Consider the following 25,396-nt stretch of genomic DNA (forward strand, 5'->3'; position numbering starts at 1 on the left):
ATTGATTTGGCCAAAGCGGCAAAACGCGCATTTGTCTGTAACGAATGTGGCGCAGATTACCCACGCTGGCAGGGGCAATGCAGCGCCTGTCACGCCTGGAACACCATCACCGAGGTGCGCATCGCCGCCTCTCCCGCCGCTGCGCGTAACGAGCGCCTGAGTGGTTATGCCGGCAGCGCTGGCACCAGCCGGGTGCAGAAGCTCTCTGAAATCAGCCTGGAGGCGTTACCGCGCTTCTCGACCAGCTTCAAAGAGTTTGACCGGGTACTGGGCGGCGGCGTCGTGCCGGGCAGCGCTATTCTGATTGGCGGCAGTCCGGGCGCGGGCAAATCCACGCTCCTGCTGCAGGTGATGTGCCGGTTGTCCGAAGGGATGAAAACCCTTTACGTCACCGGTGAAGAGTCACTGCAACAGGTGGCGATGCGCGCCCATCGTCTGGGATTACCCACCGAAAATGTCAATATGCTGTCGGAAACCAGCATTGAGCAGATCTGCCTGATCGCCGAGCAGGAGCAGCCGCAACTGATGGTGATCGACTCGATCCAGGTCATGCACATGGCGGAGATCCAGTCATCGCCGGGCAGCGTTGCTCAGGTGCGTGAAACCGCCGCTTACCTGACGCGCTTCGCCAAAACGCGCGGCGTGGCGATCATCATGGTCGGCCACGTCACCAAAGATGGTTCGCTGGCCGGGCCGAAAGTGCTGGAGCACTGCATCGACTGTTCAGTGCTGCTGGATGGCGATGCTGATTCCCGCTTCCGCACGCTGCGCAGCCATAAAAACCGCTTCGGCGCGGTGAATGAGCTGGGTGTGTTTGCCATGACCGAGCAGGGCATGCGTGAAGTCAGCAACCCGTCAGCTATTTTCCTGTCGCGCGGCGAAGAGATCACCTCGGGCAGTTCGGTGATGGTGCTGTGGGAGGGAACGCGACCGCTGCTGGTGGAGATTCAGGCGCTGGTCGATCATTCGATGATGGGCAATCCACGCCGCGTGGCAGTGGGTCTGGAGCAGAACCGCCTGGCGATTCTGCTGGCAGTATTGCACCGTCACGGCGGATTGCAGATGGCCGATCAGGATGTGTTCGTTAACGTCGTGGGCGGCGTCAAAGTCACCGAAACCAGTGCAGACCTGGCGCTGATGCTGTCGATGGTGTCGAGCCTGCGCGATCGTCCGCTTCCGCAGGATCTGGTGATCTTCGGCGAAGTAGGACTGGCCGGTGAGATCCGTCCGGTGCCCAGCGGGCAGGAGCGCATCGCTGAAGCGGCGAAGCATGGCTTCAAACGCGCCATTGTGCCGGCAGGGAATGCACCGAAAAAACCGATTGCCGGGATGCAGGTTTTCAGCGCGAAGAAGCTGGCCGATGCGCTGGCGATTCTGGACGATCTGTAACGCGCCTGCGGCCGCCAGCGAAAAGCCGCTGGCTGGCCGCTCCCACCTTAACCGCATTGATGCAGGAGGCACGACATGTCGTCGTTTGATTATCTGAAAACGGCCATTCGCCAGCAGGGCCATACGCTGCAACAGGTCGCTGATGCCAGCGGCATGACCAAAGGCTATCTGAGCCAGTTACTCAATGCCAAAATCAAAAGCCCCAGCGCGCAAAAGCTGGAGGCGCTGCACCGCTTTCTGGGACTGGAGTTTCCGCGCCGCGATAAAACGGTGGGCGTGGTGTTTGGTAAGTTCTATCCGCTGCATACCGGCCATATCTATCTGATTCAGCGCGCCTGTAGTCAGGTGGATGAGCTGCATATCATTATGGGTTATGACGAGCCGCGCGACCGCGAGCTGTTTGAGAACAGCGCGATGTCACAGCAGCCGACAGTCAGCGATCGCCTGCGCTGGCTGCTGCAGACCTTTAAGTATCAGAAAAATATTCGTATTCACGCCTTTGATGAAGAGGGGATCGAACCCTATCCGCACGGCTGGGATGTGTGGAGTAAAGGCGTCAGCGCGTTTCTCAGCGAGCACGGCATTGCGCCGGACTGCATCTACACCAGCGAAGCGCCCGATGCGGAGATGTACCAGCAGCACCTGGGCATTCAGACCGTGCTGGTCGATCCCAACCGATCCTTTATGAGCATCAGCGGCGCGCAGATTCGTCAGGATCCGTTCCGCTTCTGGGACTACATCCCGACTGAAGTGAAACCGTTCTTTGTGCGTACCGTGGCGATCCTCGGCGGAGAGTCGAGCGGTAAATCGACGCTGGTGAATAAACTCGCCAACATCTTCAACACTACCAGTGCCTGGGAATATGGCCGCGACTATGTCTTTTCCCATCTGGGCGGTGACGAAATGGCGCTGCAATATTCCGATTACGACAAGATCGCGCTGGGACAGGCGCAGTACATCGATTTCGCCGTCAAATACGCGAATAAAGTGGCGTTTATCGACACCGACTTTGTGACCACGCAGGCGTTTTGTCTCAAATATGAAGGGCGTGAACATCCCTTTGTGCAGGCGCTGATCGATGAGTATCGTTTTGATCTGGTGATCCTGCTGGAGAACAACGTGCCCTGGGTCGCGGATGGCTTGCGCAGCCTGGGCAGTTCAGTGGATCGGCGGGAGTTTCAGTCGATGCTGGTCACGATGCTGCGGGAAAATAACATCGAATTCCTGCACGTGAAGGAAGATGATTATGACGCCCGTTTCCTGCGCTGTATTGAGCTGGTGAAAGCGATGCTGGGCGAGAAAAACGCCCAGCCGTAACGCATGCATTGGCCCGGTCTGCCGCACGGCAGCCGGGTCAGGGCATTAATAGACCATCACCACTTTGCCGCGCATGTGGCCTTCCAGCACGCGCTGGTGGGCGGCGGTTAAAGTCTCAACGCTTAAGCCATGCAGCGTTTCGCTCAGCGTGGTCTGCAGCTTACCTTCATCCAGCAACGCCGATACCGCATCCAGAATCTCGCCCTGACGCGCCATATCCGGTGTATTGAACATGCTGCGGGTATACATCAGCTCGAAGTGCAGTGCCGCACTCTTCAGCTTCAGCTGGTCCATCGACAGGGGATGTTCGTTTTCCACGATGGTGCAGATATGACCCTGCGGAGCGATCAGCTTCGCCATGGTTTCCCAGTGACCGTCGGTGTCATTCAGGCAGAAGATATAATCGACCTGCTTAATGCCCTGTTTCTCCAGCTCACCGATCATATCTTTGTAGTTGATCACCAGATCGGCTCCGCGATCGCGGCACCACTGGGCGGAATCTTCACGCGAGGCTGTCGCAATGATCTTCACCTTGCTGCGCAGTTTCGCCAGCGGGATCGCCAGCGATCCGACACCGCCCGCGCCGCCGACGATCAGCAGCGTCTGATCTTCCGTTGCGGTCTCCAGGTTCAGTCGCTCAAACAGGCCTTCCCAGGCGGTCAGGGCCGTTAGCGGGATCGCCGCCGACTGCGCCCAGTCCAGGCTCTCTGGCTTGTGACCGGTGATGCGTGAGTCAACCAGCTGTTCGGTGCTGTTACTGCCAGGGCGGGTCAGATCGCCCGCATAGAAGACTTCATCGCCAGGCTTAAAGTTGCTGACTGAGCTGCCCACTTCCAGCACAACGCCACTGGCATCCCAGCCGAGAATGCGTGGCTGCTGTAAGCCGTTCTTCTTCGCCCCTTTGTGCACCTTGGTATCGACCGGGTTGACCGACGCGGCTTTGACTTCGACCCGCAGGTCATACTCACCTAGCGTAGGGGTTTCAGGAAAAATTTCGGTAAAGTTTTCCGGATTTTCGGGATTAACTGCGATAGCGCGAATAGACATAAAGATTCTCCTTGGTCAGTGTCTTAAGTGTAGAACCTGATTTTAGCGGTGATAAGATGGACAATCTCTCATAGAGTGTTCGTCTGAGGTGAACAATGGCATTTCGTCAGTGGCAGGATATGGCGCTGTTTGCGCTGGTGGCGGAATGCGGCAGCTTTACCGGCGCGGCAGAACGCGCGGGTCTGCCCAAATCGAGCGTCAGTCAGCGCATCAGTCAGCTGGAACAGCGGCTGGGGATCCGGCTGCTGAATCGCACCACCCGCCAGCTCAACCTGACCTTTGCCGGTGAGCGCTATCTGCTGCATTGCCAGGAGATGATGCAGGCCAGTGAGCGCGCCGATCAGGCGATTGCCAGCCTGCGGGAAAACCCCAGCGGGCGCCTGCGCATTACCAGCCCGGCAGGCATTGGTGCCACGCTGCTGGCGCGCTGTAATGCAGAGTTTTTACGTCTTTATCCTGATGTGACGCTGGATGTCTCGATCTCCGATGAGATGCGCGATCTGGTACAGGAGGGCTTTGATGTGGCGCTGCGCACCGGTCAGCCGCAGGAGTCCTCGCTGATTGGCCGCCGGATAGGCAACTGCCCGCGACTGCTGGTGGCTTCTCAGCACTATCTTAATCAGCATCCACCGCTGCTTCACCCACAGCAGCTCTCGGCCCACCGCTGTATTGCGCATCGCGCCTGGAATGAATGGGTGTTGCAGCGCGATGACGAGTTCTATCGCTGGCTGCTGCCGCCAGGCCATCTCACCGACAATTTACTCTATGCGCGCGAATCGGCGCTGGGCGATGCGGGTATTACGCTGCTGCCGCGCTTTCTGACCGACGGGGCGATGGCGGATCCCCGACTGGTGCCGGTACTGCCGGAATGGGAAATCGAGGGGAATGAGCTGTGGCTGGTCTATCCGGGCCGTAAACTGAATTCACCTGCGCTGGCGCGCTTTATTGAGTTCGCGCTGCAGTCACCGGTGTTCAGGGAGTTTTATCGCTGAACTTAAAATAAAAGTTATAACCGTAACCTGTAACTTTGACACCCGTAGCAGAAAATTACATTGCATTAATTACGATGGCATTTCCCGTTCTTCTCAAAGGAAGAGAAATGTTATGAAAGCTCAAAATTTAAAAAGTGCATGTATTAAAACTTTATCAAAAAGTGAACTTTATGATCAAAGAGAGTTTAATGGTGTAGCAGCTCTTAAAAATATTTTAGGTAATGAAAATAAAGATATTGAAGCAGATTTTGTACTCAGGGGCAGTGATGTCAGCTGTAGTGCATCACTGACTTGGTATGGTGCCAGAAAGTCACATGAAAGCCGGTCTGAATTTCGGCTTTATTATGAAGGCAATCCGGTAATGGAGCTCGCAGTGCCTGGTGATAATATTGTCATTGGTTATGATAAAAAAAGTAAATTAACCTGCATTTTATTTAAAACACATGATGATGAGCATCAAGGGCATGTTGAAGAATGGATGCCGCTTTAAAAAAATAAAAAAGGGAAGCATCCGCTTCCCTTTTTAGTATTAATCAGACTGCGATTACTTCGTCATACGTTTGTACTTGATGCGCTTCGGCTCCAGCGCGTCGGCGCCGAGGGTACGCTTCTTGTACTCTTCATATTCGGTAAAGTTACCTTCGAAGAATTCGATGTTGCCCTCATCCTGATAATCCAGAATGTGCGTGGCGATACGGTCCAGGAACCAGCGGTCATGCGAGATCACCATCGCACAGCCCGGGAACTCCAGCAGGGCGTTTTCCAGCGCGCGCAGGGTTTCAATGTCCAGGTCGTTGGTTGGCTCATCGAGCAGCAGCATGTTGCCGCCAACCTGCAGCAGCTTCGCGAGGTGCAGACGACCACGCTCACCACCCGACAGTTCGCCCACGCGTTTGCCCTGATCGACGCCTTTAAAGTTAAAGCGGCCGACATAGGCGCGGCTTGGCATCTCGGTGTTACCGATACGCATGATGTCCTGACCACCGGAAACTTCTTCCCACACGGTTTTGGAATTGTCCATGCTGTCGCGGAACTGATCGACGGAGGCCAGCTTAACGGTCTCACCCAGCACGATGCTGCCGGAATCAGGCTGTTCCTGACCGGACATCATACGGAACAGGGTGGATTTACCCGCGCCGTTCGGACCGATAATCCCGACAATCGCGCCTTTTGGCACAGAGAACGAGAGATCGTCAATCAGCACACGGTCGCCATAGGACTTACGCAGATTGCTGACTTCCAGCACTTTGTCACCCAGACGGGCACCTGGCGGAATGAACAGTTCGTTGGTTTCGTTACGCTTCTGGTAGTCGGTGTTATTCAGCTCTTCAAAGCGTGCCAGACGGGCTTTGCCTTTAGACTGCTGGCCTTTTGGTCCTTTACGAACCCACTCCAGCTCTTTCTCAATCGACTTACGACGAGCCGCTTCAGAAGAGGCTTCCTGCGCCAGACGCGCATCTTTCTGCTCCAGCCAGGAGGAGTAGTTGCCTTCCCACGGAATACCTTCACCGCGGTCAAGTTCCAGAATCCAGCCTGCCACGTTATCCAGGAAGTAACGGTCATGCGTGATCGCCACGACGGTGCCTTCGAAGTCATGCAGGAAACGCTCCAGCCAGGCGACAGATTCGGCGTCCAGGTGGTTCGTTGGTTCGTCCAGCAGCAGCATGTCTGGTTTTTCCAGCAGCAGGCGGCACAGGGCGACGCGGCGACGTTCACCACCGGAAAGGGTGGCGATTTTCGCGTCCCAGTCTGGCAGGCGCAGCGCATCGGCAGCACGTTCCAGCTGGGTATTCAGGTTGTGACCATCGTGTGCCTGGATGATCTCTTCCAGACGGCCCTGCTCGGCGGCCAGCTTGTCGAAGTCTGCACCCTCTTCGGCATAGAGCGCATAGACTTCGTCGAGACGTTTCAGTGCGCCAACCACTTCTGACAGTGCTTCTTCAACCGACTCACGCACGGTGTGTTCAAGGTTAAGCTGCGGCTCCTGCGGCAGGTAGCCAATCTTGATGCCTGGCTGCGGACGCGCTTCCCCTTCGATATCTTTATCGATGCCGGCCATGATGCGCAGCAGGGTAGATTTACCCGCACCGTTCAGGCCGAGTACGCCGATTTTTGCGCCAGGGAAGAAGCTGAGCGAGATGTTTTTCAGGATATGACGCTTCGGCGGAACTACTTTGCCGACGCGATGCATGCTATAGACGAATTGAGCCACGTTGGTTTGAGCCTCTGGGTCTGTTGGTCGTTGGAATGATGTCGAAGTTTAGCCTTTTTCACCGTTTAATCCCAGCCAGGGGGCGGCGAATATTCGCCGGGCAGAAGGGATGCCGGACGACGTGCGGGATAACTGACTGATTTCCGCGCTCAATTGCTGACGATAGTACCGGGGCAGGCCTCAGGGCAGGCGCAGTGGTATCGCCTGCTGTGCCAGCCAGTTCTGCAATGCCTGGTCGGGCGCGCTGTCACTCACCAGCAGATCAAAGCGCTGTAGCCCGGCGATGCGGGCGGGCAGCACTTTGCCATATTTACTGCTGTCCGCCACCAGCACCGACTTTTGGGCACGCAGCATGGCGTGATGTTTCATCATCAGCTCATTGGTATTGTAGCAGGTCGCCCCCTGATCTTTGTCGATGCCCGCCGCAGAGATAAAGGCCAGCGTCGGACAGAGATCGTCCAGGAGGGTATGCACGCCAATCGGCGTAAACAGCGCATTGTCGGCATGAAATTCACCGCCGCTCAGAATCACACTACAGGCCGGTTTCTCTTTCAGGGTCAGAAAGGTGTTCATGGCGCAGCAGATGGCAGTAAATGACAGCGTGTCAGGAATGGCATCAACGATATAGGGCAGGGTAGTGCCGCAGTCAAAGAAGACCGTATCGTTTTCGCTGATCAGGCTGGCTGCCGTCTGCGCCAGCCGCTGCTTTCTGGCGGCATTCTGCCCATGCTGATCGCTGACAAAATAGTGGCCGGCATGACTTTTCGGGTCGCTGACGATATAGCCGCCCAGCAGGACCACGCTGGAGCCTGGCTCGGTTAAATCACGGCGAACCGTCATCTCTGAGACGCCTAACAAGTGGGCCGCATCTTTCAGATGCAGTTTGTCGGTGCGTTTAAGCGCCTGGGTCAGCTTGTGAATGCGTTCGTCGCGCCGGGTTTCCATGGTCATCTCTCTGTTACCTATCCTGTAGTGCGGAGCAGGAACGCCGGAATCGACGCTATATCGCGACAAACCTCACAGATTTGAATGAGTTGCGTCTCATCCGCCAGGCTGGCAGTCAATCTTACCCGCAATCTGTAAGAGCCGCAAACCTCCGCCGTGCGGTGATCCCGGCCCATCATCACTGGCGGTAACATCTCTCAGCCGTCATGGCCCCTGATGTTATCTTGTTATAATAGTAACACTTTAAATCCCCCTTTATGCCGTTTACCGCCGGTATCTGCCACTTCAGGATGTGGTTTTTGTCACATATTTAACCTTTAAGAAAGGTTATTGTTAATTTAATAACATTTTAAGTGTGAAAAACATCCGGGAGTTCTGTCATGACAATTGCGGTTATCGGCTCAAACATGGTCGATCTGATTACCTATACCAACAGCCTGCCGAAAGCGGGCGAAACCCTTGAAGCGCCCGACTTTGCCATTGGCTGCGGCGGTAAAGGCGCTAACCAGGCGGTCGCGGCCGCGAAAATGGGTGGCAACGTAATGATGGTCAGCAAGGTCGGCGACGATCTCTTTGCTCCCAACACCGTTGCTAATCTGCAGCAGCAGGGCGTGGACACGCGCTTTGTCACTACTGCAACAGGCGTCTCCAGCGGCGTGGCACCGATTTTTGTCGATGACCAGTCGCAGAACCGCATTCTGATCATCAAAGGGGCCAACCAGCAGCTGAAACCGGCCGATATCGACGACGCGGCAGAGGCGCTGAAAGCCTGTGAGCTGATCATCCTGCAACTGGAGATCCCGCTGGAAACGGTCTATTACGCCATCGATTTTGCCCGCCAGCATCAGATCAGCGTGATCCTGAATCCGGCGCCGGCCGTCGCCACGCTGGATATTCACTACGCCTGCAAATGCGACTTCTTTATGCCGAACGAAACCGAGCTGGAGATCCTCACCGGCCTGCCGGTCAACACTGATGAAGAGGTGATCCTGGCCGGGCAGTCGCTGCTGAAGCATGGCCTTAAAAATCTGATTATCACGTTGGGCAGCCGGGGCTCGGTCTGGATGAGCGGCGACGAGATCCATCGCGTGGCCGCCACGCCGGTTCAGGCGGTGGATACCAGCGGTGCGGGCGATGCCTTTATCGGCTGTTTCGCGTATCTGCTGGTGAAAACCGGCGATGTGGTCGCCGCTATGACCCAGGCCTCTGCTTATGCCGCCTGCAGCGTCACCGGGCGCGGCACCCAGCGCGCTTATCCCGACGCCGAGTGTTTCCAACGTTTTCTCAACCGTAACTGAGGTTCTGCTATGCAACAGAAAATTGTTCAGCAATCTGATGGCTATCTGAATAAAACGCCGCTGTTCCAGTTCATTCTGCTGTCGTGCCTCTTTCCGCTCTGGGGTTGTGCAGCGAGTCTTAACGATATCCTGATCACCCAGTTTAAAAGCGTGTTCGCCCTGAGCGATTTTGCCAGTGCGCTGGTGCAGAGCGCCTTTTATGGCGGCTATTTTCTGATTGCGATCCCCGCCTCGCTGGTGATCCGTAAAACCAGTTACAAGATGGCAATCATGATCGGCCTGGCACTCTATATCGCTGGCTGTATCGCCTTTTATCCCGCTTCGCACATGGCGACCTACACCATGTTCCTGGCGGCGATCTTTGCTATCGCCATCGGCCTGAGCTTCCTGGAAACTGCGGCCAATACCTACAGTTCGATGATTGGTCATCGTGACCATGCGACGCTGCGCCTCAACGTCAGCCAGACCTTCTATCCGATTGGTGCGCTGATGGGGATCGTGCTGGGTAAATATCTGGTGTTCCAGGAGGGCGACAGCCTGGAGAGTCAGATGGCGACGATGACGGCAGAGCAGGCGCATGCCTTCCGTCTGACGATGCTGGAGCACACGCTGGAGCCTTACAAATATCTGGTGATGGTGCTGGTAGTCGTAATGCTGCTGTTTATGTTCACCCGCTATCCGCGCTGCAAACCTGAGAGTAATGAGAGATCGCGCCCCTCGCTGGGCGAGACCTTCCGCTATCTGGCCGCTAATCGTCACTTTAAACGCGGCATTGTGACCCAGTTCCTCTATGTTGGCATGCAGGTCGCGGTCTGGTCGTTTACCATTCGTCTGGCGCTGACGCTGGGGGCGACCAACGAACGTCACGCCTCTAACTTTATGATCTACAGCTTCGTCTGCTTTTTTATCGGTAAGTTCGTGGCGAACTTCCTGATGACCCGCTTCCGTGCCGAGAAAGTGCTGATCGCCTATTCGGTGCTGGGCGTGCTGACGCTGGCCTATGTGATGCTGGTGCCGAACTTTACCGCCGTCTACGCCGCTGTGTTTGTCAGCGTGCTGTTTGGTCCCTGCTGGGCGACGATCTACGCGGGAACGCTGGCGACGGTCGATAACAAATACACCGAAGTCGCAGGCGCGTTTATCGTGATGGCGATTGTCGGTGCGGCCTTTGTCCCGGCGCTGCAGGGCCTGGTTTCGGACTCACTGGGTTCGATGCAGCGGGCATTTGGCGTCTCGCTGCTCTGTTTCGCCTGGGTCGGATTCTACTTCTATGGCGAACTGCGCCATAAAAAACAGCTGGTTGCGACCGGTCGTCTGGCGGAGGAGTCACCATGAAAACCCGTTTACCTTTAGCCAGTGAACAGTTTCACACCACACCCTGGGTGCTGTTAGAGAGCGATGACTTCCGGGTTGAGCTGTTTCGCTATCCGGCGGGCATTGAGGCGGTGCGCATTCATAACCGGCGCGGCAGCGTGACCGTGCTGCCATTTCTCGGACAGATGGTCTGGGACGTGCAGTTCGACGAGCACAATCTGACCATGAGCCACAGTTTTAAACAGCCGCTGCCCGCCAAGTCGATCATCGACACTTACGGCTGTTTTGCCTTTCATTCGGGACTGCTGGCCAACGGCTGTCCCGCACCAGAGGACGATCATCCGCTGCACGGTGAGATGGCCTGCGCCCGCATGGACAGCGCCTGGCTGGTGCTGGAGGATCAGACGCTGTCGCTGGAAGGGGAGTGTGAATATGTTAAAGGCTTCGGCCATCACTACCTTGCGGCACCTGCCGTCCGCCTTCAGGCCGATCGGCCCCGTCTGACGATAGCGATGACGGTGACCAATCTGGCGGGCGCGGCGATGCCGCTGCAGTATATGTGTCACCTCAACAGCGCGTGGATCGACCAGGGACGCTTCCGGCAGTCGATCCCCGATCGGGCATTCCAGCTGCGTCGCTCGATCCCCGCACACCTTAAACCCACACCTGCCTGGCGCGAGTACACGGATCACTTATCGCGCGATCCACAGGCGTTACAACAGCTCGATCAGCCGCAACTCTGCGAGCCGGAGATCGTCTTCTTCGCGGACGATCTGCCGCAGTATGGCGATGACGTGCAGTTTGAGCTGCATTCGCCGCAGGGCTATGCGCTGATGACGCGCTTCTCTACCGCGCAGTTTCCGCACGCGACCCGCTGGCTGCTGCATAACCACGATCAGCAGGTGGCGGCCTACATTCTGCCCGCCACCTGTCGTCCAGAGGGCTTTCTGGCCGCGCAGCAGGCCGGTACGCTGATCACCCTGGCCAGCGGCGAAGAGCGGCACTTCTCCGTCGAGACCGGCCTGCTCTGAGCCGGATTTAAATCGCCACCAGGCCGCGCACACCCTCAGCTTCCATGGTGTCGCCGCGGCCACGCTGCACGAACTCCCCGCGCGACATCACCAGATAACTGTCCGCCAGCTCCGCTGCGAAGTCATAAAACTGCTCCACCAGCAGGATCGCCATATCGCCCCGCTGCGCCAGCTGGCGGATTACCGCGCCGATCTCTTTGATCACCGAAGGCTGGATCCCTTCGGTCGGCTCGTCGAGGATCAGCAGCTGTGGCCGGCAGGCCAGCGCCCGGCCGATCGCCAGTTGCTGCTGCTGACCGCCTGAGAGATCGCCGCCCCGGCGTGACTTCATCGCCAGCAGCACCGGAAAAAGTTGGTAGATCTCCTCCGGTACTTCACGTGCCTGGGCAGCCGGAAAGCGTGACAGGCCCATCAGCAGGTTCTCTTCCACCGTCAGACGCGGAAAGATTTCCCGACCCTGCGGCACATAGGCGATGCCCGCCTGCACCCGCTGGTGCGGCTTGCGGCCATTCATGCGCTGCTGCTGCCAGTGAATCTCGCCTGACTTCGCCGGAATCAGCCCCATCAGGCATTTCAGCAGCGTGGTTTTCCCCACGCCGTTGCGCCCCAGCAGACAGGTAATTTCGCCAATCTTAACCTCAAATGACAGGCCGCGCAGAATATGACTGCCGCCATAATATTGATTCAGTTCAGTAACCTGTAACATTTCAGCGCCCCAGATAAACGTCGATAACCTGCTCGTTGGACTGCACGTCGCGCAGCGAACCCTCGGCCAGCACCTGTCCCTGATGCAGCACGGTGACATGGTCGGCGATAGTCTCGACAAAGCCCATGTCATGCTCCACCACCATCAGCGAATGCTTGCCCGCCAGGCTGCGGAACAGCTCGGCGGTGTAGGCCGTTTCGGCATCGGTCATACCCGCGGCCGGTTCATCCAGCAGCAGCAGATGCGGCTCCTGCACCAGCAGCATGCCGATCTCCAGAAACTGCTTCTGGCCGTGTGACAGCAGGCCCGCGCGACGCTGGCGTTCGCCGCCCAGCCGCAGCAGTTTCAGCACCTCATCAATGCGGTCACGCTGTTCGCCGCTGAGGCGGGCGCGCAGGCTGGCCCAGACCGATTTGTCGTCTTTGAGCGCGATCTCCAGATTCTCGAACACGGTTAACGCCTCAAACACCGTGGGTTTCTGGAACTTACGGCCGATACCGGCGCGGGCGATCTCCACCGGTGAAAGGCGGGTCAGATCGCTATCCTGGTCGTAGATCACCCGGCCAGCGTCAGGACGCGTTTTGCCGGTAATCACATCCATCAGCGTGGTTTTGCCCGCACCGTTAGGGCCGATCACGCAGCGCAGTTCACCGACGCCGATCTGCAGCGACAGATCGGTCAGCGCCCGGAAACCGTCAAACGACACGCTGATTTTCTCCAGTTGCAGCACCGGATCGCGCTGCGCCCGATGGCGATCCGCCAGTTGAGTCTGGGTAAACAGGACATCACTCATTTTTTCCTCCGACGCAGCAGGCCAATCACGCCGTGCGGCAGAAACAGCGTGACCAGGATAAACATCAGTCCCAGGAAGAAGAGCCAGTATTCAGGGAAGGCGACGGTGAAGAAGCTGCGCGCGCCGTTCACAATCGCCGCGCCCAGCAGTGGGCCTATCAGCGTGCCGCGTCCGCCCAGCGCCACCCAGATTGCCGCTTCTATCGAGTTGGCCGGTGACATCTCACCCGGATTGATAATGCCGACCTGCGGCACATAGAGCGCCCCGGCCAGGCCGCACAGCACGGCGGAGAGCGTCCAGACAAACAGCTTGAAGCCGCGCGGGTCGTAACCACAGAACATCAGACGGTTTTCGGCATCGCGTACTGCGGTCAGCACCCGGCCAAACTTGCTGCTCGCCAGGGCAAAGCCGATCCCCAGGCTCAGCAGCAGCAGCAACACGGTGGCGATAAACAGCCCGATGCGGGTGCCGGTCGCCGTCACCGAAAAGCCGAGCAGGGTGGTAAAGCCGGTAAAGCCGTTGTTGCCGCCAAAACCGGTTTCGTTGCGGAAGAACAGCAGCATTCCGGCGTAGGTCAGCGCCTGGGTCATGATGGAGAAGTAGACGCCTTTGATCTTCGAGCGAAAGGCGAAGAAGCCAAACACCAGCGCCAGCAGGCCCGGCACCAGCATGCTCAGACAGAGCGCCCAGACGAAATAGTCGGTGCCGGTCCAGAACCAGGGAAGTTCACGCCAGGAGAGAAAGGACATGAAGGCGGGCAAACCCTCACCGGCAGCCTGGCGCATCAGGTACATGCCCATGGCATATCCGCCCAGGGCAAAGAACAGGCCGTGACCCAGCGACAACAGTCCGGCGTAGCCCCACACCAGATCCAGCGCCACCGCGATCACCGCATAGCAGAGGATTTTGCCGACCAGCGTCAGGGTATAGGTGGAGATCGCCAGCGGATGCGTGGCGGGCAGCAGCGCCAGAAATGGCATCACCAGTAATGCCAGAGTGATCGCCACGCCGATGCCGATCGTCAGGCGCGGCGCGGTGCGCGCCACGCGAAGCGTGATGGGTTGCGTCATCAGTCAGTCACCCTTCCTTTAACCGCAAACAGCCCCTGCGGGCGTTTCTGAATAAACAGCACGATAATCACCAGAATCAGGATCTTGCCCAGCACCGCGCCAATCTGCGGCTCCAGCACTTTGTTCAAAATCCCCAGGCTGAACGCGGCAACCACGGTGCCCGCTAACTGGCCGACGCCACCCAGCACCACCACCAGGAACGAGTCGATGATGTAGCCCTGACCCAGCTCCGGCCCGACGTTTCCGAGCTGTGACAGCGCCACGCCGCCCAGCCCGGCAATGCCCGAACCGAGGCCAAATGCCAGCATATCGACGCGGCCGGTCGGCACGCCGCAGCACTCCGCCATGGCGCGGTTCTGGGTCACGGCGCGCACGTTCATGCCAAGGCGGGTCCGGTTCAGCAGCAGCCAGGTCAGCGCCAGTACAAACACCACAAACAGGATTACCGCGATGCGGTTCCACGGCAGCACCAGATTAGGCAGCAGCTGTAAGCCGCCGGAGAGCCACGACGGGTTCGCCACCTCCAGGTTCTGCGCCCCGAACAGCACCCGCACCAGCTGGATCAGCATCAGGCTGATCCCCCAGGTAGCAAGCAGCGTCTCCAGCGGACGGCCATAGAGATGGCGAATGATGGTGCGCTCCAGTGCCATACCGATAGCGGCAGTGACCATAAAGGCGACCGGCAGCGCCAGCAGCGGATACCAGGCTAAATAGTCCGGTGCAAACTGCTGGAACAGGCTCTGAACCCACCAGGTGGCGTACGCGCCGAGCATCAGCATTTCACCGTGCGCCATGTTGATCACCCCCAGCAGGCCATAGGTGATCGCCAGGCCCAGCGCAGCCAGCAGCAGGATGGACCCCAGTGACAGGCCGCTAAACGCCTGCCCCAGCAGATCGCCCCACATCAGCCGTTTCTGAATCTGTTGCAGGCTTTCCGCCGCGGCTGCCCGCACCATGGCGTCCGGCTCATTCGCGGGCTGAGTCAGGCGTTGCAGACTGGCCTGCGTGTTAGGATCGCTGGATTCGCCCAGCAGTTTTACCGCCCGCAGGCGCACCATCGGCTCGTCATCCGCCAGTTGCAGGTTCGCCAGCGCCAGCGCTAATGCGGCATGCACCCGGCTGTCCTGTTCGGCGGCCAGGCGCTGTTCCAGCAGCGGCAACTGGTCAGCGGCACCCCCATTCTGCAACTGCTGCGCTGCGCGCAGGCGCAGTGCCGCATCGCTGCTCACCAGCTGGTGGGCGGCCAGCGCATTGTTAACCAGCACGCGCAGGCGATTGTTCATAAACAGCTTTTTCAGGTTTCCTGTGGGCTGCGCCACCGCATCCAGCGGCTGCAGCGTGGATCCCTGCTGGCTGAACGGCTGTTTATTCTGGTCGATGACCACCGTTTCGGCATGCAGCGCTTCCAGCAGCGGCAAGCGATGACTGTCCGGTGCGGTGGCCCACTGTTGCAGCAGCGTGGCCTGCTGGCTGCGGCTGGCGGCGGCAAAATCAGCCGCCGGTCCGGCACTCGCAAACAGCGGGAGCAGCAGCAGCAGGCTGAAAAAGCAGCGACATAGATTCATAAAAGGAGCCTCGTTTGGGAAGGTCAGCACGGCAGCCTGTTGAGTGCTGCCGTGCTGCCGCGTCACAGCGGGTGACGCTTTCTCATCAGCAACGCGCGCTTACTGCGCGGTCTTCACCGGGTGATCGGGCTTCTTGTCGTTACCGGCAATGTACGGGCTCCACGGCTGTGCCCGCACCGGCTTATCGGTCTGCCACACCACGCTGAACTGACCGTTCTCTTCTACTTCGCCAATCATGACCGGCTTATGCAGATGATGGTTGGTCTGATCCATGGTCAGGGTAAAGCCATCCGGCGCGTTGAAGGTCTGACCGGCCATCGCCGCGCGTACTTTGTCCACATCCGTCGTGCCCGCTTTTTCCACCGCCTGCGCCCACATATGGATGCCAACATAAGTTGCTTCCATCGGGTCGTTGGTGACGACGGTAGCCGCATTCGGCAGGTTGTGTGCTTTGGCGTAGGCGCGGTAATCGGCGACGAACTTCGCGTTGGTCGGATTATCGATCGACTCGAAATAGTTCCAGGCCGCTAACTGACCCACCAGCGGTTTGGTGTCGATGCCGCGCAGCTCCTCTTCGCCCACCGAAAAGGCGACCACTGGAATGTCAGTAGCTTTGATGCCCTGGTTCGCCAGCTCTTTGTAGAACGGTACGTTGGAGTCGCCGTTGATGGTCGAGACCACCGCCGTTTTACCGCCTGCCGCGAACTTTTTGATGTTGGACACGATGGTCTGGTAGTCGCTGTAACCAAACGGCGTGTAGACCTCTTCGATATCTTTGTCGGCCACGCCTTTGCTGTGCAGGAAGGCGCGCAGGATTTTGTTGGTGGTGCGCGGATAGACGTAGTCGGTACCCAGCAGGAAAAAGCGTTTCGCGCTGCCGCCATCTTCGCTCATCAGGTACTCCACCGCCGGAATCGCCTGCTGGTTAGGCGCCGCGCCGGTGTAGAAGACGTTGGGTGACATCTCTTCCCCTTCATACTGCACCGGATAGAACAGCAGGCCGTTCAGCTCTTCAAACACCGGCAGTACCGATTTGCGTGACACTGAAGTCCAGCAGCCAAACACCACTGCCGCTTTATCCTGAGTCAGCAGCTGCCGCGCTTTCTCGGCAAATAACGGCCAGTTAGAGGCGGGATCGACCACCACCGGTTCCAGCTTTTTCCCCAGCACGCCGCCTTTTGCGTTGATCTCATCAATGGTCATCAGCGCCACATCTTTCAGTGGCGTTTCAGAAATCGCCATGGTGCCAGAGAGCGAATGCATGATACCCACTTTGATGGTGTCAGCCGCCTGCGCACTCCAGGCGAACCCCATGCTGATAACGGTGGCGGAGAGGGCGAAAGCCTTGATCAACGAACGTCTTTTCATCATTTAAACCCCTGGGTGGTTGTTATGTTATTCGGTAAGCTGGAGCCGGGCCTGCTGGAGGCGGTGCAGGGTGATCTTCCTGACCTCCGCCTTACTGACGGCGATGTGATCGGTCAGGATGCGTTGTGCCTCGATGGTCTGCTGCTGAAAGATCGCCTGTAAAATCTGCGCATGTTCCTGATAAGTGGCATAGACGCGGTCATCACGGGTGAAGTCGAGCCGACGGATAATGCGGATCTTCTCCGTGAGTTCGGCGTGAATGCGCGCCATCTCCGGGTTACCCGCTGCCGCGACCAGCGTCATGTGAAACGCCTCGTCATGCTGCGACACCACCAGGCCCTCGGTGAGCGCCTCTGCCTCACACCAGAACTGATTCAGTTCGCTTAACAGCGCGCCAGACTGCGGCGCAGGCAGGGCGCAGAGGCGTTTTACCGCCTCGCACTCCAGCACCGTGCGCAGGTCATACAGCGATTCGAACCAGGCGAAATCGAAATTTTTAATCTGCCAGCCGCTGCGGAACCACACTTCGACAAAGCCTTCGCGCTCCAGCCGGAACAGCGCCTGGCGCACCGGCGTGCGGCTGACCGCCATCCGTCCGGCGATTTCGCTTTCGCTGAAACGATCGCCCGGCATCAGGCGAAAGGCGAAAATATCGGCCTTCAGCGCCTGATAGACCCGTTCGGCCAGCGCTTCCGGGCGCGCTTTAGGGGATTGAGGTTGGGTTGTCATCGGCGCTCCTTATTCCAGCCACAGCAGGGTGTCGCCAGGACTGACCGGACGGCCCGCCTGACAGGCAATCCGCGTTACCCGACCGGCCTGCGGGGCGACAATCGCCAGCTCCATCTTCATCGCCTCGACGATAATCAGCGTCTGCCCGGCGCTGACTGCGTCGCCCGGCTGCACCAGCACTTTCCAGATGTTGCCATTGAGGTCCGCCTGCACCGGCAGCCCGTTCTCCTCCTCTTCGATGACGCTGGCAGGCGTGTCATCCGCCTGCGTTGCGTTCTGCTCTTCCTGCGCCCAGAGCTGCACTTCCTGTTCAAAGGCGGTGGCCTGGCGCTGGCGGAACGCGGCAATCTCAGCGGCGTGGTCGGCGAGGAACTGCTGGTGGGCGGCAAAATCAAACTGCGTCTCTTCAATACGCAGGCTGGCACGACCTTCCCGGAAATCTTCGCGCAGCTGGTTCAGTTCGGTTTCACTTACCGGATAGAAGCGTACCTGATCGAAGAAGCGCAGCAGCCACGGCGCATCGGGCGCGAACTGCGGGTTTTTCAGGAAGGTGTTCCAGATAGGCAGCGTGCGGCCCACCAGCTGATAGCCGCCGGGCGAATCCATGCCGTAGATACACATATACATGCCGCCAATCCCGACGGTGCCTTCGGCGGTGAAGGTGCGCGCCGGACTGTATTTGGAACTCAGCAGGCGATGGCGCGGATCGATCGGCACGGCACAGGGTGCGCCAAGATAGACGTCGCCCAGCCCCAGCACCAGATAGCTGGCGTCGAACAGGGTGTCGCGTACCTCATCGCGGCTGCTTAAACCGTTAATGCGCTGGATAAAATCGACGTTGTTGGGCAGCCAGGGCGCGCTGGCACGCACCGTCTCCTGATAGCGGCTGACCGCACCCAGCGTGGCGCTGTCTTCAAATGCCATCGGCATCCACACCACGCGGGAGGGCACTTTCAGCGTGCTGACGTCGCCCAGCGTCGCTTCCAGCGCCAGCAGCAGTGACATCAGCCGGGACTGGCTAATGATGCGGCTGTCGTAGCGCACCTGCAGCGAACGCACGCCAGGCGACAGCTCCCCGACACCCGTCTCCGCCTGCGCCGTTAGCGCATTCATCAGCAGATGGACGCGCAGGCGCAGCGCCAGGTCCAGCACGTTGTCACCATACTCAATCAGCACATATTTATCGCCCGCCTGGCGATAGACCACTTTTGGCGTGCTGTTGGTAGCCTCAATGGCGGCCAGAATCGTGGCGGAGCCGTGAGCGGTTTCGGCCAGCGACGGCACGGCAAAGGTTGGGGGTTGTTCCGGTCGCAGGGTGTCGACCAGGTGCATCTGTGCTTTTTCCCGCGCCAGCGCATCGTCTGCCGTAATGGGATGGAAGCGGATGGTGTCGCCAGGTTTGACCTGACCCACTTTCCACAGCTCGGCTTTGGCGATAGTTACCGGACAGACAAAGCCGCCCAGGCTCGGGCCATCGTGCGTCAGGATCACCGGGAAGTCGCCGGTGAAATTGACCGCGCCGATGGCATATTCACAGTCGTGAACGTTGGAGGGGTGCAGGCCCGCTTCGCCGCCGTTGGCGCGGGTCCAGGTCGGTTTCGGGCCAACCAGCCGCACGCCGAGGCGGTTGGAGTTGTAGTGCACCTGCCAGTCGCTGGCAAAGAACTCGTCGATGGCAGCCTGGGTGAAGAAGTCTGGTGCGCCGTGCGGGCCGTAGAGCACGCCGATGCGCCATTCACTGCCGTAGTGCGGAATCAGTGCGGTATCGAGCGGCTGCGGATCGCTGACTGGCGCAGGCGTGGTGCAGGCTGCCCGTTCAGGCTGTGAGATCGCCAGCATATCGGCCACGCGCAGGGTACGTCCGGCGTGACCGCCAAACTGTCCCAGTGAAAAGGTGCTGCGGCTGCCCAGATATTCCGGCACGTCGAAGCCGTTACGCACCGCCAGATAGCTGCGGCAGCCGGTCCGCGCGCGTCCCAGCGCCAGAGTCTGTCCCGCTTTCACGGCCAGCGGCTGCCAGGTGCTGACCGGTTCTCCATCAAGCCGGGCGTTGCAGTCCGCGCCGGTCAGCGCCAGAATGGCATCGCAGTGGAAACGCAGCGTCGGTCCCTGCAGAGTAAATTCCAGGCCTGCGGCTGATTCATGGTTACCGACGATGCGGTTCGCCAACCGGAACGCGAGGTCATCCATCGGGCCGGAAGGCGGCACACCAATATCCCAGTAGCCGAGGCGACCAGGGTAGTCCTGAACCGAACTGAAGGTGCCGGGCTGCAGCACTTCCACTACGGAGGAGGCAGGGACGACGCTGTCGAGGTAGCGCGTCCAGACGTTGCCACTGCGAAAAGCGTCGCTGGTGGTGATCTGGCGCAGATAGTCGAGGTTGGTGGCGATGCCATGCAGCTGCGTGGCATCCAGCGCCTGGTGTAGTTTTTCCAGCGCCGCATCGCGGGTGCTGGCATGCACAATCAGCTTGGCGATCATTGGATCGTAGAAGCTGGAGACCTCGCTACCGGTTTCGATGCCGCTGTCGACCCGCACGCCGTCTGGGAAGGTTACGCTGGTGAGCAGGCCGGGGCTGGGCTGAAAGTTCTTCAGCGGATCTTCCGCGTAGAGCCGCACCTCAATGGCCGCGCCCTTTGGAGGCCGCTGCAGACGTGCCCAGTCCACCGCATCGCCCGCCGCCACCTGCAACATGCATTCGATCAGATCGAGTCCGGTGACGCATTCTGTGACCGGATGTTCCACCTGCAGACGGGTGTTCACTTCCAGAAAGTAAAAGGTCTGCTGGTCGACGTCGTAGATATACTCCACGGTACCTGCGCTGCGGTAGTTAACCCGCTCGCCGAGCCGAACCGCCGAGGCGAGCAGGGCGTCACGCGTCGCCTGCGATAAACCGGGTGCCGGCGTCTCTTCCACCACCTTCTGATTGCGGCGCTGCAGTGAGCAGTCGCGTTCGCCCAGTGCCACCACGGTGCCGGTGCCATCACCAAAAATCTGCACTTCAACGTGGCGGGCGCGATCGATACAGCGCTCCAGAAAAACGCCGGCATCACTGAAGAACTGTTCGCCCAGACGGCGCACGCTCTCCCAGGCGCTGGCGAGCGCATCGGCATCGGCGCAGCGCGTCAGGCCAATGCCGCCGCCGCCCGCCGTGCTTTTCAGCATCACCGGATAGCCTATTTCATCGGCGGCCTGTAACGCCGCCTCCAGCGAGGCGAGCAGCGGTGTACCTGGTGTCATCGGGACACCCGCGCTGGCTGCCAGCTCACGGGCGCGGTGCTTCAGGCCGAACTCACCAATCTGCTGCGCGGTAGGGCCGACAAAGGCGATGCCCGCCGCGTCGCAGGCGTCAGCAAACGGCTGGCTTTCAGAAAGAAAACCGTAGCCTGGCCAGATCGCCTGCGCGCCGCTCTGCTGCGCCGCCGCCAGGATTTTGTCGATACGAAGATAGCTGTCGCTGGCTTTGTCGCCGCCCAGCGCGATAGCGATATCGGCCTGCTTAACGTGCTGCGCGTTGCGGTCAGCGTCGGAGTAGACTGCGACGCTTGTCACCCCGAGGCGCTTCAGAGTGCGGATGGCGCGGCAGGCAATTTCGCCGCGGTTGGCAATCAGTACGGTGGTGAACATGCTCAGTGACTCCCCTGTGATGCCAGCCAGTTGCGCCAGCCGCCTGTTTCAGTAATCTCCAGCGCGGTCTTCAGCGCCGAGCCTTCGCAGATAAAGCCTTTCACCACCCGGCCATCAGCCAGCGTCAGGCTGCCGATACCCAGCGGGGCGGGGATCTCCGCCACAAACTCGCCAAAACGCGCGACCGGGATATCCCACAGTTCAACGGTGATCGCAGCGCCCTGTTCGTCACGCATCAGGCCGGGCTTTTTGATCGCGCCCTCCAGCAGGGCGAAGAGGCGATAGTGTGGCGCGGTCTGCGTCTCTTCGACCCAGACGGCCTTGCGTTCAGTGAGCTGGAAATTAAGTGGCATGCCGGTCAGATGCGCGCCCACGACCGCCAGCCGGACGTGGTCGGGTGAAGCGGGCAGCGAAGTGCGCCGGGTCGGAAAGGGCTGGCCGGTCGCGCCCAGCGGCAGCGCGAGCTGCTGCTGCCAGCGAAGACCAAATTCCGCCAGCGCCCGATCGTGCCAGGCTGGCGCAATCAGTGTGATGCCAGCCGGGAGATCGTCGTTGCGGAACGGGCCGGGCAGCGCCAGCGCTGAGAGGTCGGCAAGATTGGTGAAGTTGGTATAGGTGCCGAAATGTGAGTTGTAGAGAATCGGCTCCTGCTTCATCTCCTCCAGGGTGTGGATGGTGGGCGAGGTCGGCACGACCAGCGCATCAAACTGTGCCAGCGTCTGGTGTATCTGGCGCGTCAGCTCCGCCCGCAGATACTCCGCCTTATAAGCATCGACCGCGCTGTATTTCAGGCCGCTGGCGACGATCTCATGCACCACCGGGTCCATCTCCGCCGGATGATCGAGCATCCCGCCCACCGCCGCCGTGCGTTCGGCGACCCAGGCGCCGTAATAGAGCTGTTCAGCCAGCTTGCTGAACGGGGTGAAGTCGATAGGGTGCAGCGTTGCGCCGCCCGTCTGTAATGCCTCCAGCGCCTGATCCCAGGCTGCTTCGGCCGCAGCATCATCAAAAAATTCCGGGTTCAAAGGTACAGCAAAATGGGGATGAACCGGCAGGCTGGCCGGGGCGGTGCGCGGATTCACACGCGAATAGGCGTCACCGGCATCATAACCTCCCATGACGCTGGCGACGCTAAACGCATCTTCTGCCGTCAGCGCAAACACCGAAAGGGTGTCGTTGAGGCGACAGGCGGGCACCACGCCGCGCGCAGAGAACCAGCCTTTGGTCGGCTTGAGGCCGACTATATTGTTAAAGCCTGCCGGCACACGGCCCGAACCGGCGGTATCGGTGCCCAGCGAAAAAGCGACCAGCCCGCGCGCCAGCACGGATGCCGAGCCGGAGCTGGAGCCGCCACTGACATAATCAGCATCAAAGGTGTTACTGACCGCACCATAAGGCGAGCGGATTCCCACCAGACCGGTCGCGAACTGATCGAGGTTGGTTTTGCCGATGACGACGGCGCCAGCGGCTCTCAGCCGGGCGACGGCGACCGCGTCTTCGCTGGCGGTATAGGTAAAGGCAGGGCAGGCAGCGCTGGTGGGCCAGCCCGCCACATCAATATTGTCTTTGACCGCAAAGGGCACACCAAACAGCGGCAGCGAGCCGGGATCGCGCTGATAGTCCGCCAGCAGTGGCGCAATCTGTGCCGCTAACTGATCCGGGGTCGCGAGATAGATCCAGGCATTATCACGGGTATCCATCGCTGCCAGGTGTGCGCTCAGCAGTGAGGTTATCTGTTGCGGAGCCTGCTGATAGCGCTGCTGCCAGGCGGCAAGTGTCAGGCCGAGGGTTGAAGTCATAGGAAGAATTCCAGCTGGTATACAAGATGGGATTCAACAGAGCAAAGGGTGTGCCACTTTTTTAAGACGATGATTCAACAGTTTAATGCATTCAGTGATAAGATTTTCTGATGATAATTTGCACAATGACGGCGCGCACGCTGAGCGATGACGGTGCGTTTAATGTCCGTATGCGTAAATTTTGCGAAGAACATGGCAAGAGTCCGGTGGCCCGGTTAGCATGAAAGACTGTCTGGCAACTCGCCGGCGCCCAGCAACAGAGGAGATTTACGTGGTGAAGTGGCGTAACTGGATGATAGGGATCTGCCTGGTCGGTTCGGCCAGCAGCGCATGGGCCGATTCGCTGGATCAACAACGGCAACGTTATCAACAAATTAAACAGGCCTGGGACAGTAATCAGATGGCGACCGTGGATCAGCTGTTGCCGACGCTCCAGGATTATCCGCTCTACCCTTATCTGCAATATCGCCTGCTGGCACAGGATCTCGATCAGGAAACCGCCCTGGCCGTGCAGAACTTTATTCGCCAGTATCCGACGCTGCCACCCGCACGCTCGCTCAGTACCCGCTTTATCAATGTGCTGGCCTGGCGTCAGGACTGGCAGGGCGTGCTGAACTTCAGTCCGACCGAACCCAAGCCGGTGCAGGCACGATGTAACTGGTATTACGCCAAGTGGGCCACCGGTCAGCAGCAGGCCGCGTTTGATGGCGCAAAGCAGATCTGGCTGCGTGGCACAGCCCTGCCCGCCGACTGCGATAAGCTCTTCTCGGTATGGCAGGCTTCCGGTCAGGTTTCGCCTATTACCATCCTGGAACGTATCCGGCTGGCGATGAAAGCGGGCAACGACAGCCTGGTGAGTTATCTGGCGAAAACGTTACCTGCTGACTATCAGACCATGTCTGACGCGATACAGTCCCTGCAGCAGGATCCGTTAACGGTCAGCACGTTTGCCAGCGCCGTTGGGCCAACCGACTTCACCCGTCAGGCCACGATTTACGCCTTTACGCGCGTGGCGCGGCAGGACATGGAAAATGCCCGCAGCCTGATTCCGATACTGGTCCGGGCGCAGAAGATGGGGCCGGAAGATGAGCAGGCGCTGAAAGAGATTGTGGTCTGGCGCATGATGGGCAGCGATCTCACTTCTGAGCAGGCGCGCTGGCGCGATGCGGTGGTGATGAACAGTGAGTCAACCGCGCTGGTGGAACGCCGGGTGCGCCTGGCGCTTTCTCAGCATGACAGACGCGGTCTGAACACCTGGATCGCCCGTCTGCCGCTGGAGGCCAAAGAGAAAGATGAGTGGCAGTACTGGCAGGCTGACCTGCTATTTGAGAAAGATCGTAAAGAGGAAGCGGAAGAGATTCTGCGCAAGCTGATGCAGGCGCGTGGCTTCTATCCGATGGTGGCCGCCCAGCGGCTTGGCGTTGACTACCCGTTGCAGGTGGATGAAGCGCCGAAGCCTGACAGTGCCACTGTGCAGGGACCGGAGCTGGCCCGCGTGCGCGAACTGATGTACTGGGGGCTGGATAATCTGGCACGCAGCGAGTGGAGCAATCTGATTGCCAGCCGCACCCACACGCAGCAGCAGATGCTGGCGCGTTACGCCAATGAGCAGGACTGGTGGGATCTCAGCGTGCAGGCGACCATCACCGCAAAAATGTGGGACAGCCTGAAAGAGCGCTTCCCGCTGGCGTGGCAGAGCGTCTATGAGCGTAACACCGAGGTCAAACAGATCCCGCCGAGCTATGCGATGGCGATTTCGCGTCAGGAAAGCGCCTGGAACCCAAAAGCGCATTCGCCGGTCGGGGCGAGTGGTCTTATGCAGATTATGCCTGCCACCGCGGCGCACACCGTGAAGATGTATAACATTCCTGGCTACAGCAATATCAGCCAGCTGCTGGATCCGGAAACCAATATCCAGATCGGCACGCAGTATCTGGAATATGTCTATCAACAGTTTAACCAGAACCGGATCTTCGCCTCCGCCGCCTATAATGCCGGGCCGGGCCGGGTGCGAAGCTGGCAGAAAACCAGTGCAGGCAATCTCGACGCCGTCGCGTTTATTGAGACCATTCCGTTCTCTGAAACGCGCGGCTACGTGAAGAATGTGCTGGCGTATGACGCCTACTATCGTCACTTCATGGGCAAGCCTGACAAGATCCTGTCAGATGCTGAGTGGAATCGCCGTTACTAGCTG

19 protein-coding genes are annotated in these 25,396 nt (G+C 59.2%); 8 read left to right on the top strand and 11 right to left on the bottom strand.

The genetic code is table 11. The features are described from left to right. The first annotated feature begins 6 nt into the window (after nt 1-6). Together radA and nadR are read left to right on the top strand one after the other, a co-directional pair. A complete protein-coding gene (gene radA / locus NIM72_RS14945; protein WP_010253610.1) occupies nt 7-1,389 on the top strand; it encodes a DNA repair protein RadA in 1,383 nt (460 codons plus the stop codon). 75 nt (nt 1,390-1,464) lie between these two features. Further along, nucleotides 1,465-2,706 (top strand): multifunctional transcriptional regulator/nicotinamide-nucleotide adenylyltransferase/ribosylnicotinamide kinase NadR, encoded by a 1,242-nt coding sequence (nadR, locus tag NIM72_RS14950; protein ID WP_161735973.1) that lies wholly within the window; start codon nt 1,465-1,467, stop codon nt 2,704-2,706. Nucleotides 2,707-2,751: 45 nt separating this feature from the next. Here nadR and NIM72_RS14955 read toward each other — a convergent pair whose 3' ends face one another. Further along, a complete protein-coding gene (locus NIM72_RS14955) occupies nt 2,752-3,753 on the bottom strand; it encodes a zinc-binding alcohol dehydrogenase family protein (RefSeq protein ID WP_253421015.1) in 1,002 nt (333 codons plus the stop codon). A 95-nt stretch (nt 3,754-3,848) separates the two neighbouring features. On the opposite strand from NIM72_RS14955, the gene NIM72_RS14960 reads away from it, so the two are divergent. Next, nucleotides 3,849-4,745 (top strand): LysR family transcriptional regulator, encoded by an 897-nt coding sequence (locus NIM72_RS14960; protein WP_161735975.1) that lies wholly within the window; start codon nt 3,849-3,851, stop codon nt 4,743-4,745. Between the two features lie 112 nt (nt 4,746-4,857). Next, entirely contained in the window at nt 4,858-5,235 is a 378-nt protein-coding gene (locus NIM72_RS14965) for a type II restriction endonuclease (RefSeq protein ID WP_253421017.1), read from the top strand. A gap of 54 nt (nt 5,236-5,289) precedes the next feature. Here NIM72_RS14965 and ettA read toward each other — a convergent pair whose 3' ends face one another. Together ettA and deoR are read right to left on the bottom strand one after the other, a co-directional pair. Then, the gene (ettA, locus tag NIM72_RS14970; RefSeq protein WP_013356691.1) at nt 5,290-6,957 is read right to left on the bottom strand and encodes an energy-dependent translational throttle protein EttA; all 1,668 of its coding nucleotides are present in this window, start codon (nt 6,955-6,957) and stop codon (nt 5,290-5,292) included. 180 nt (nt 6,958-7,137) lie between these two features. Further along, the gene (deoR, locus tag NIM72_RS14975; protein WP_161731745.1) at nt 7,138-7,902 is read right to left on the bottom strand and encodes a DNA-binding transcriptional repressor DeoR; all 765 of its coding nucleotides are present in this window, start codon (nt 7,900-7,902) and stop codon (nt 7,138-7,140) included. Nucleotides 7,903-8,282: 380 nt separating this feature from the next. On the opposite strand from deoR, the gene rbsK reads away from it, so the two are divergent. The 3 genes from rbsK to NIM72_RS14990 are packed head-to-tail and all read left to right on the top strand — an operon-like array spanning nt 8,283 to nt 11,545. Next, nucleotides 8,283-9,200 carry a ribokinase gene (gene rbsK, locus NIM72_RS14980; RefSeq protein WP_161731733.1) on the top strand — a complete coding sequence of 306 codons (918 nt, stop codon included), beginning with the start codon at nt 8,283-8,285 and terminating at the stop codon, nt 9,198-9,200. A gap of 9 nt (nt 9,201-9,209) precedes the next feature. Then, nucleotides 9,210-10,535 carry an L-fucose:H+ symporter permease gene (gene fucP, locus NIM72_RS14985; RefSeq protein ID WP_161731731.1) on the top strand — a complete coding sequence of 442 codons (1,326 nt, stop codon included), beginning with the start codon at nt 9,210-9,212 and terminating at the stop codon, nt 10,533-10,535. Next, a complete protein-coding gene (locus NIM72_RS14990) occupies nt 10,532-11,545 on the top strand; it encodes an aldose 1-epimerase family protein (protein WP_253421019.1) in 1,014 nt (337 codons plus the stop codon). Before fucP ends, NIM72_RS14990 begins: the two co-directional genes overlap by 4 nt. A gap of 7 nt (nt 11,546-11,552) precedes the next feature. On the opposite strand, the gene urtE is transcribed toward NIM72_RS14990, so the two are convergent. The 8 genes from urtE to atzF form a co-directional block, all read right to left on the bottom strand. Then, a complete protein-coding gene (urtE, locus tag NIM72_RS14995; RefSeq protein ID WP_253421021.1) occupies nt 11,553-12,251 on the bottom strand; it encodes an urea ABC transporter ATP-binding subunit UrtE in 699 nt (232 codons plus the stop codon). A 1-nt stretch (nt 12,252) separates the two neighbouring features. Further along, complete coding sequence (urtD, locus tag NIM72_RS15000; protein ID WP_161731728.1) at nt 12,253-13,044, bottom strand: urea ABC transporter ATP-binding protein UrtD; 792 nt, start codon at nt 13,042-13,044, stop codon at nt 12,253-12,255. Then, entirely contained in the window at nt 13,041-14,114 is a 1,074-nt protein-coding gene (gene urtC, locus NIM72_RS15005; protein WP_253421024.1) for an urea ABC transporter permease subunit UrtC, read from the bottom strand. Before urtC ends, urtD begins: the two co-directional genes overlap by 4 nt. After that, nucleotides 14,114-15,679: an urea ABC transporter permease subunit UrtB gene (gene urtB, locus NIM72_RS15010; protein WP_253421026.1), complete on the bottom strand. Its 1,566-nt coding sequence runs from the start codon at nt 15,677-15,679 to the stop codon at nt 14,114-14,116. The genes urtC and urtB overlap by 1 nt, the downstream gene beginning before the upstream one ends. 99 nt (nt 15,680-15,778) lie before the next feature. Further along, the gene (gene urtA / locus NIM72_RS15015; protein ID WP_161731743.1) at nt 15,779-17,047 is read right to left on the bottom strand and encodes an urea ABC transporter substrate-binding protein; all 1,269 of its coding nucleotides are present in this window, start codon (nt 17,045-17,047) and stop codon (nt 15,779-15,781) included. Between the two features lie 27 nt (nt 17,048-17,074). Continuing rightward, nucleotides 17,075-17,776 carry a GntR family transcriptional regulator gene (locus tag NIM72_RS15020; protein WP_253421029.1) on the bottom strand — a complete coding sequence of 234 codons (702 nt, stop codon included), beginning with the start codon at nt 17,774-17,776 and terminating at the stop codon, nt 17,075-17,077. A gap of 9 nt (nt 17,777-17,785) precedes the next feature. Continuing rightward, nucleotides 17,786-21,403: an urea carboxylase gene (gene uca / locus NIM72_RS15025; protein WP_253421032.1), complete on the bottom strand. Its 3,618-nt coding sequence runs from the start codon at nt 21,401-21,403 to the stop codon at nt 17,786-17,788. Nucleotides 21,404-21,405: 2 nt separating this feature from the next. Then, a complete protein-coding gene (gene atzF / locus NIM72_RS15030; RefSeq protein WP_253421037.1) occupies nt 21,406-23,202 on the bottom strand; it encodes an allophanate hydrolase in 1,797 nt (598 codons plus the stop codon). A gap of 271 nt (nt 23,203-23,473) precedes the next feature. Between atzF and sltY the strand changes: the two genes are divergently transcribed. Further along, the gene (gene sltY / locus NIM72_RS15035; protein WP_253421040.1) at nt 23,474-25,393 is read left to right on the top strand and encodes a murein transglycosylase; all 1,920 of its coding nucleotides are present in this window, start codon (nt 23,474-23,476) and stop codon (nt 25,391-25,393) included. Nucleotides 25,394-25,396: the final 3 nt, after the last annotated feature.

The sequence above is a fragment of the Pantoea sp. B550 genome, from assembly GCF_024158165.1.
GTDB classification, from domain to species: domain Bacteria; phylum Pseudomonadota; class Gammaproteobacteria; order Enterobacterales; family Enterobacteriaceae; genus Pantoea; species Pantoea alfalfae.

What these genes read in the sequence shown, in the direction of transcription:
- NIM72_RS14965 (WP_253421017.1), top strand. Translation starts at nt 4,858, where the DNA reads ATGAAAGCTCAAAATTTAAAAAGTGCATGTATTAAAACTTTATCAAAA.
- uca (WP_253421032.1), bottom strand. Translation starts at nt 21,403, where the DNA reads ATGTTCACCACCGTACTGATTGCCAACCGCGGCGAAATTGCCTGCCGC.
- fucP (WP_161731731.1), top strand. Translation starts at nt 9,210, where the DNA reads ATGCAACAGAAAATTGTTCAGCAATCTGATGGCTATCTGAATAAAACG.
- NIM72_RS15020 (WP_253421029.1), bottom strand. Translation starts at nt 17,776, where the DNA reads ATGACAACCCAACCTCAATCCCCTAAAGCGCGCCCGGAAGCGCTGGCC.
- urtC (WP_253421024.1), bottom strand. Translation starts at nt 14,114, where the DNA reads ATGACGCAACCCATCACGCTTCGCGTGGCGCGCACCGCGCCGCGCCTG.
- nadR (WP_161735973.1), top strand. Translation starts at nt 1,465, where the DNA reads ATGTCGTCGTTTGATTATCTGAAAACGGCCATTCGCCAGCAGGGCCAT.
- atzF (WP_253421037.1), bottom strand. Translation starts at nt 23,202, where the DNA reads ATGACTTCAACCCTCGGCCTGACACTTGCCGCCTGGCAGCAGCGCTAT.
- urtB (WP_253421026.1), bottom strand. Translation starts at nt 15,679, where the DNA reads ATGAATCTATGTCGCTGCTTTTTCAGCCTGCTGCTGCTGCTCCCGCTG.
- urtD (WP_161731728.1), bottom strand. Translation starts at nt 13,044, where the DNA reads ATGAGTGATGTCCTGTTTACCCAGACTCAACTGGCGGATCGCCATCGG.
- NIM72_RS14990 (WP_253421019.1), top strand. Translation starts at nt 10,532, where the DNA reads ATGAAAACCCGTTTACCTTTAGCCAGTGAACAGTTTCACACCACACCC.
- rbsK (WP_161731733.1), top strand. Translation starts at nt 8,283, where the DNA reads ATGACAATTGCGGTTATCGGCTCAAACATGGTCGATCTGATTACCTAT.
- deoR (WP_161731745.1), bottom strand. Translation starts at nt 7,902, where the DNA reads ATGGAAACCCGGCGCGACGAACGCATTCACAAGCTGACCCAGGCGCTT.
- NIM72_RS14955 (WP_253421015.1), bottom strand. Translation starts at nt 3,753, where the DNA reads ATGTCTATTCGCGCTATCGCAGTTAATCCCGAAAATCCGGAAAACTTT.
- urtA (WP_161731743.1), bottom strand. Translation starts at nt 17,047, where the DNA reads ATGAAAAGACGTTCGTTGATCAAGGCTTTCGCCCTCTCCGCCACCGTT.
- NIM72_RS14960 (WP_161735975.1), top strand. Translation starts at nt 3,849, where the DNA reads ATGGCATTTCGTCAGTGGCAGGATATGGCGCTGTTTGCGCTGGTGGCG.
- urtE (WP_253421021.1), bottom strand. Translation starts at nt 12,251, where the DNA reads ATGTTACAGGTTACTGAACTGAATCAATATTATGGCGGCAGTCATATT.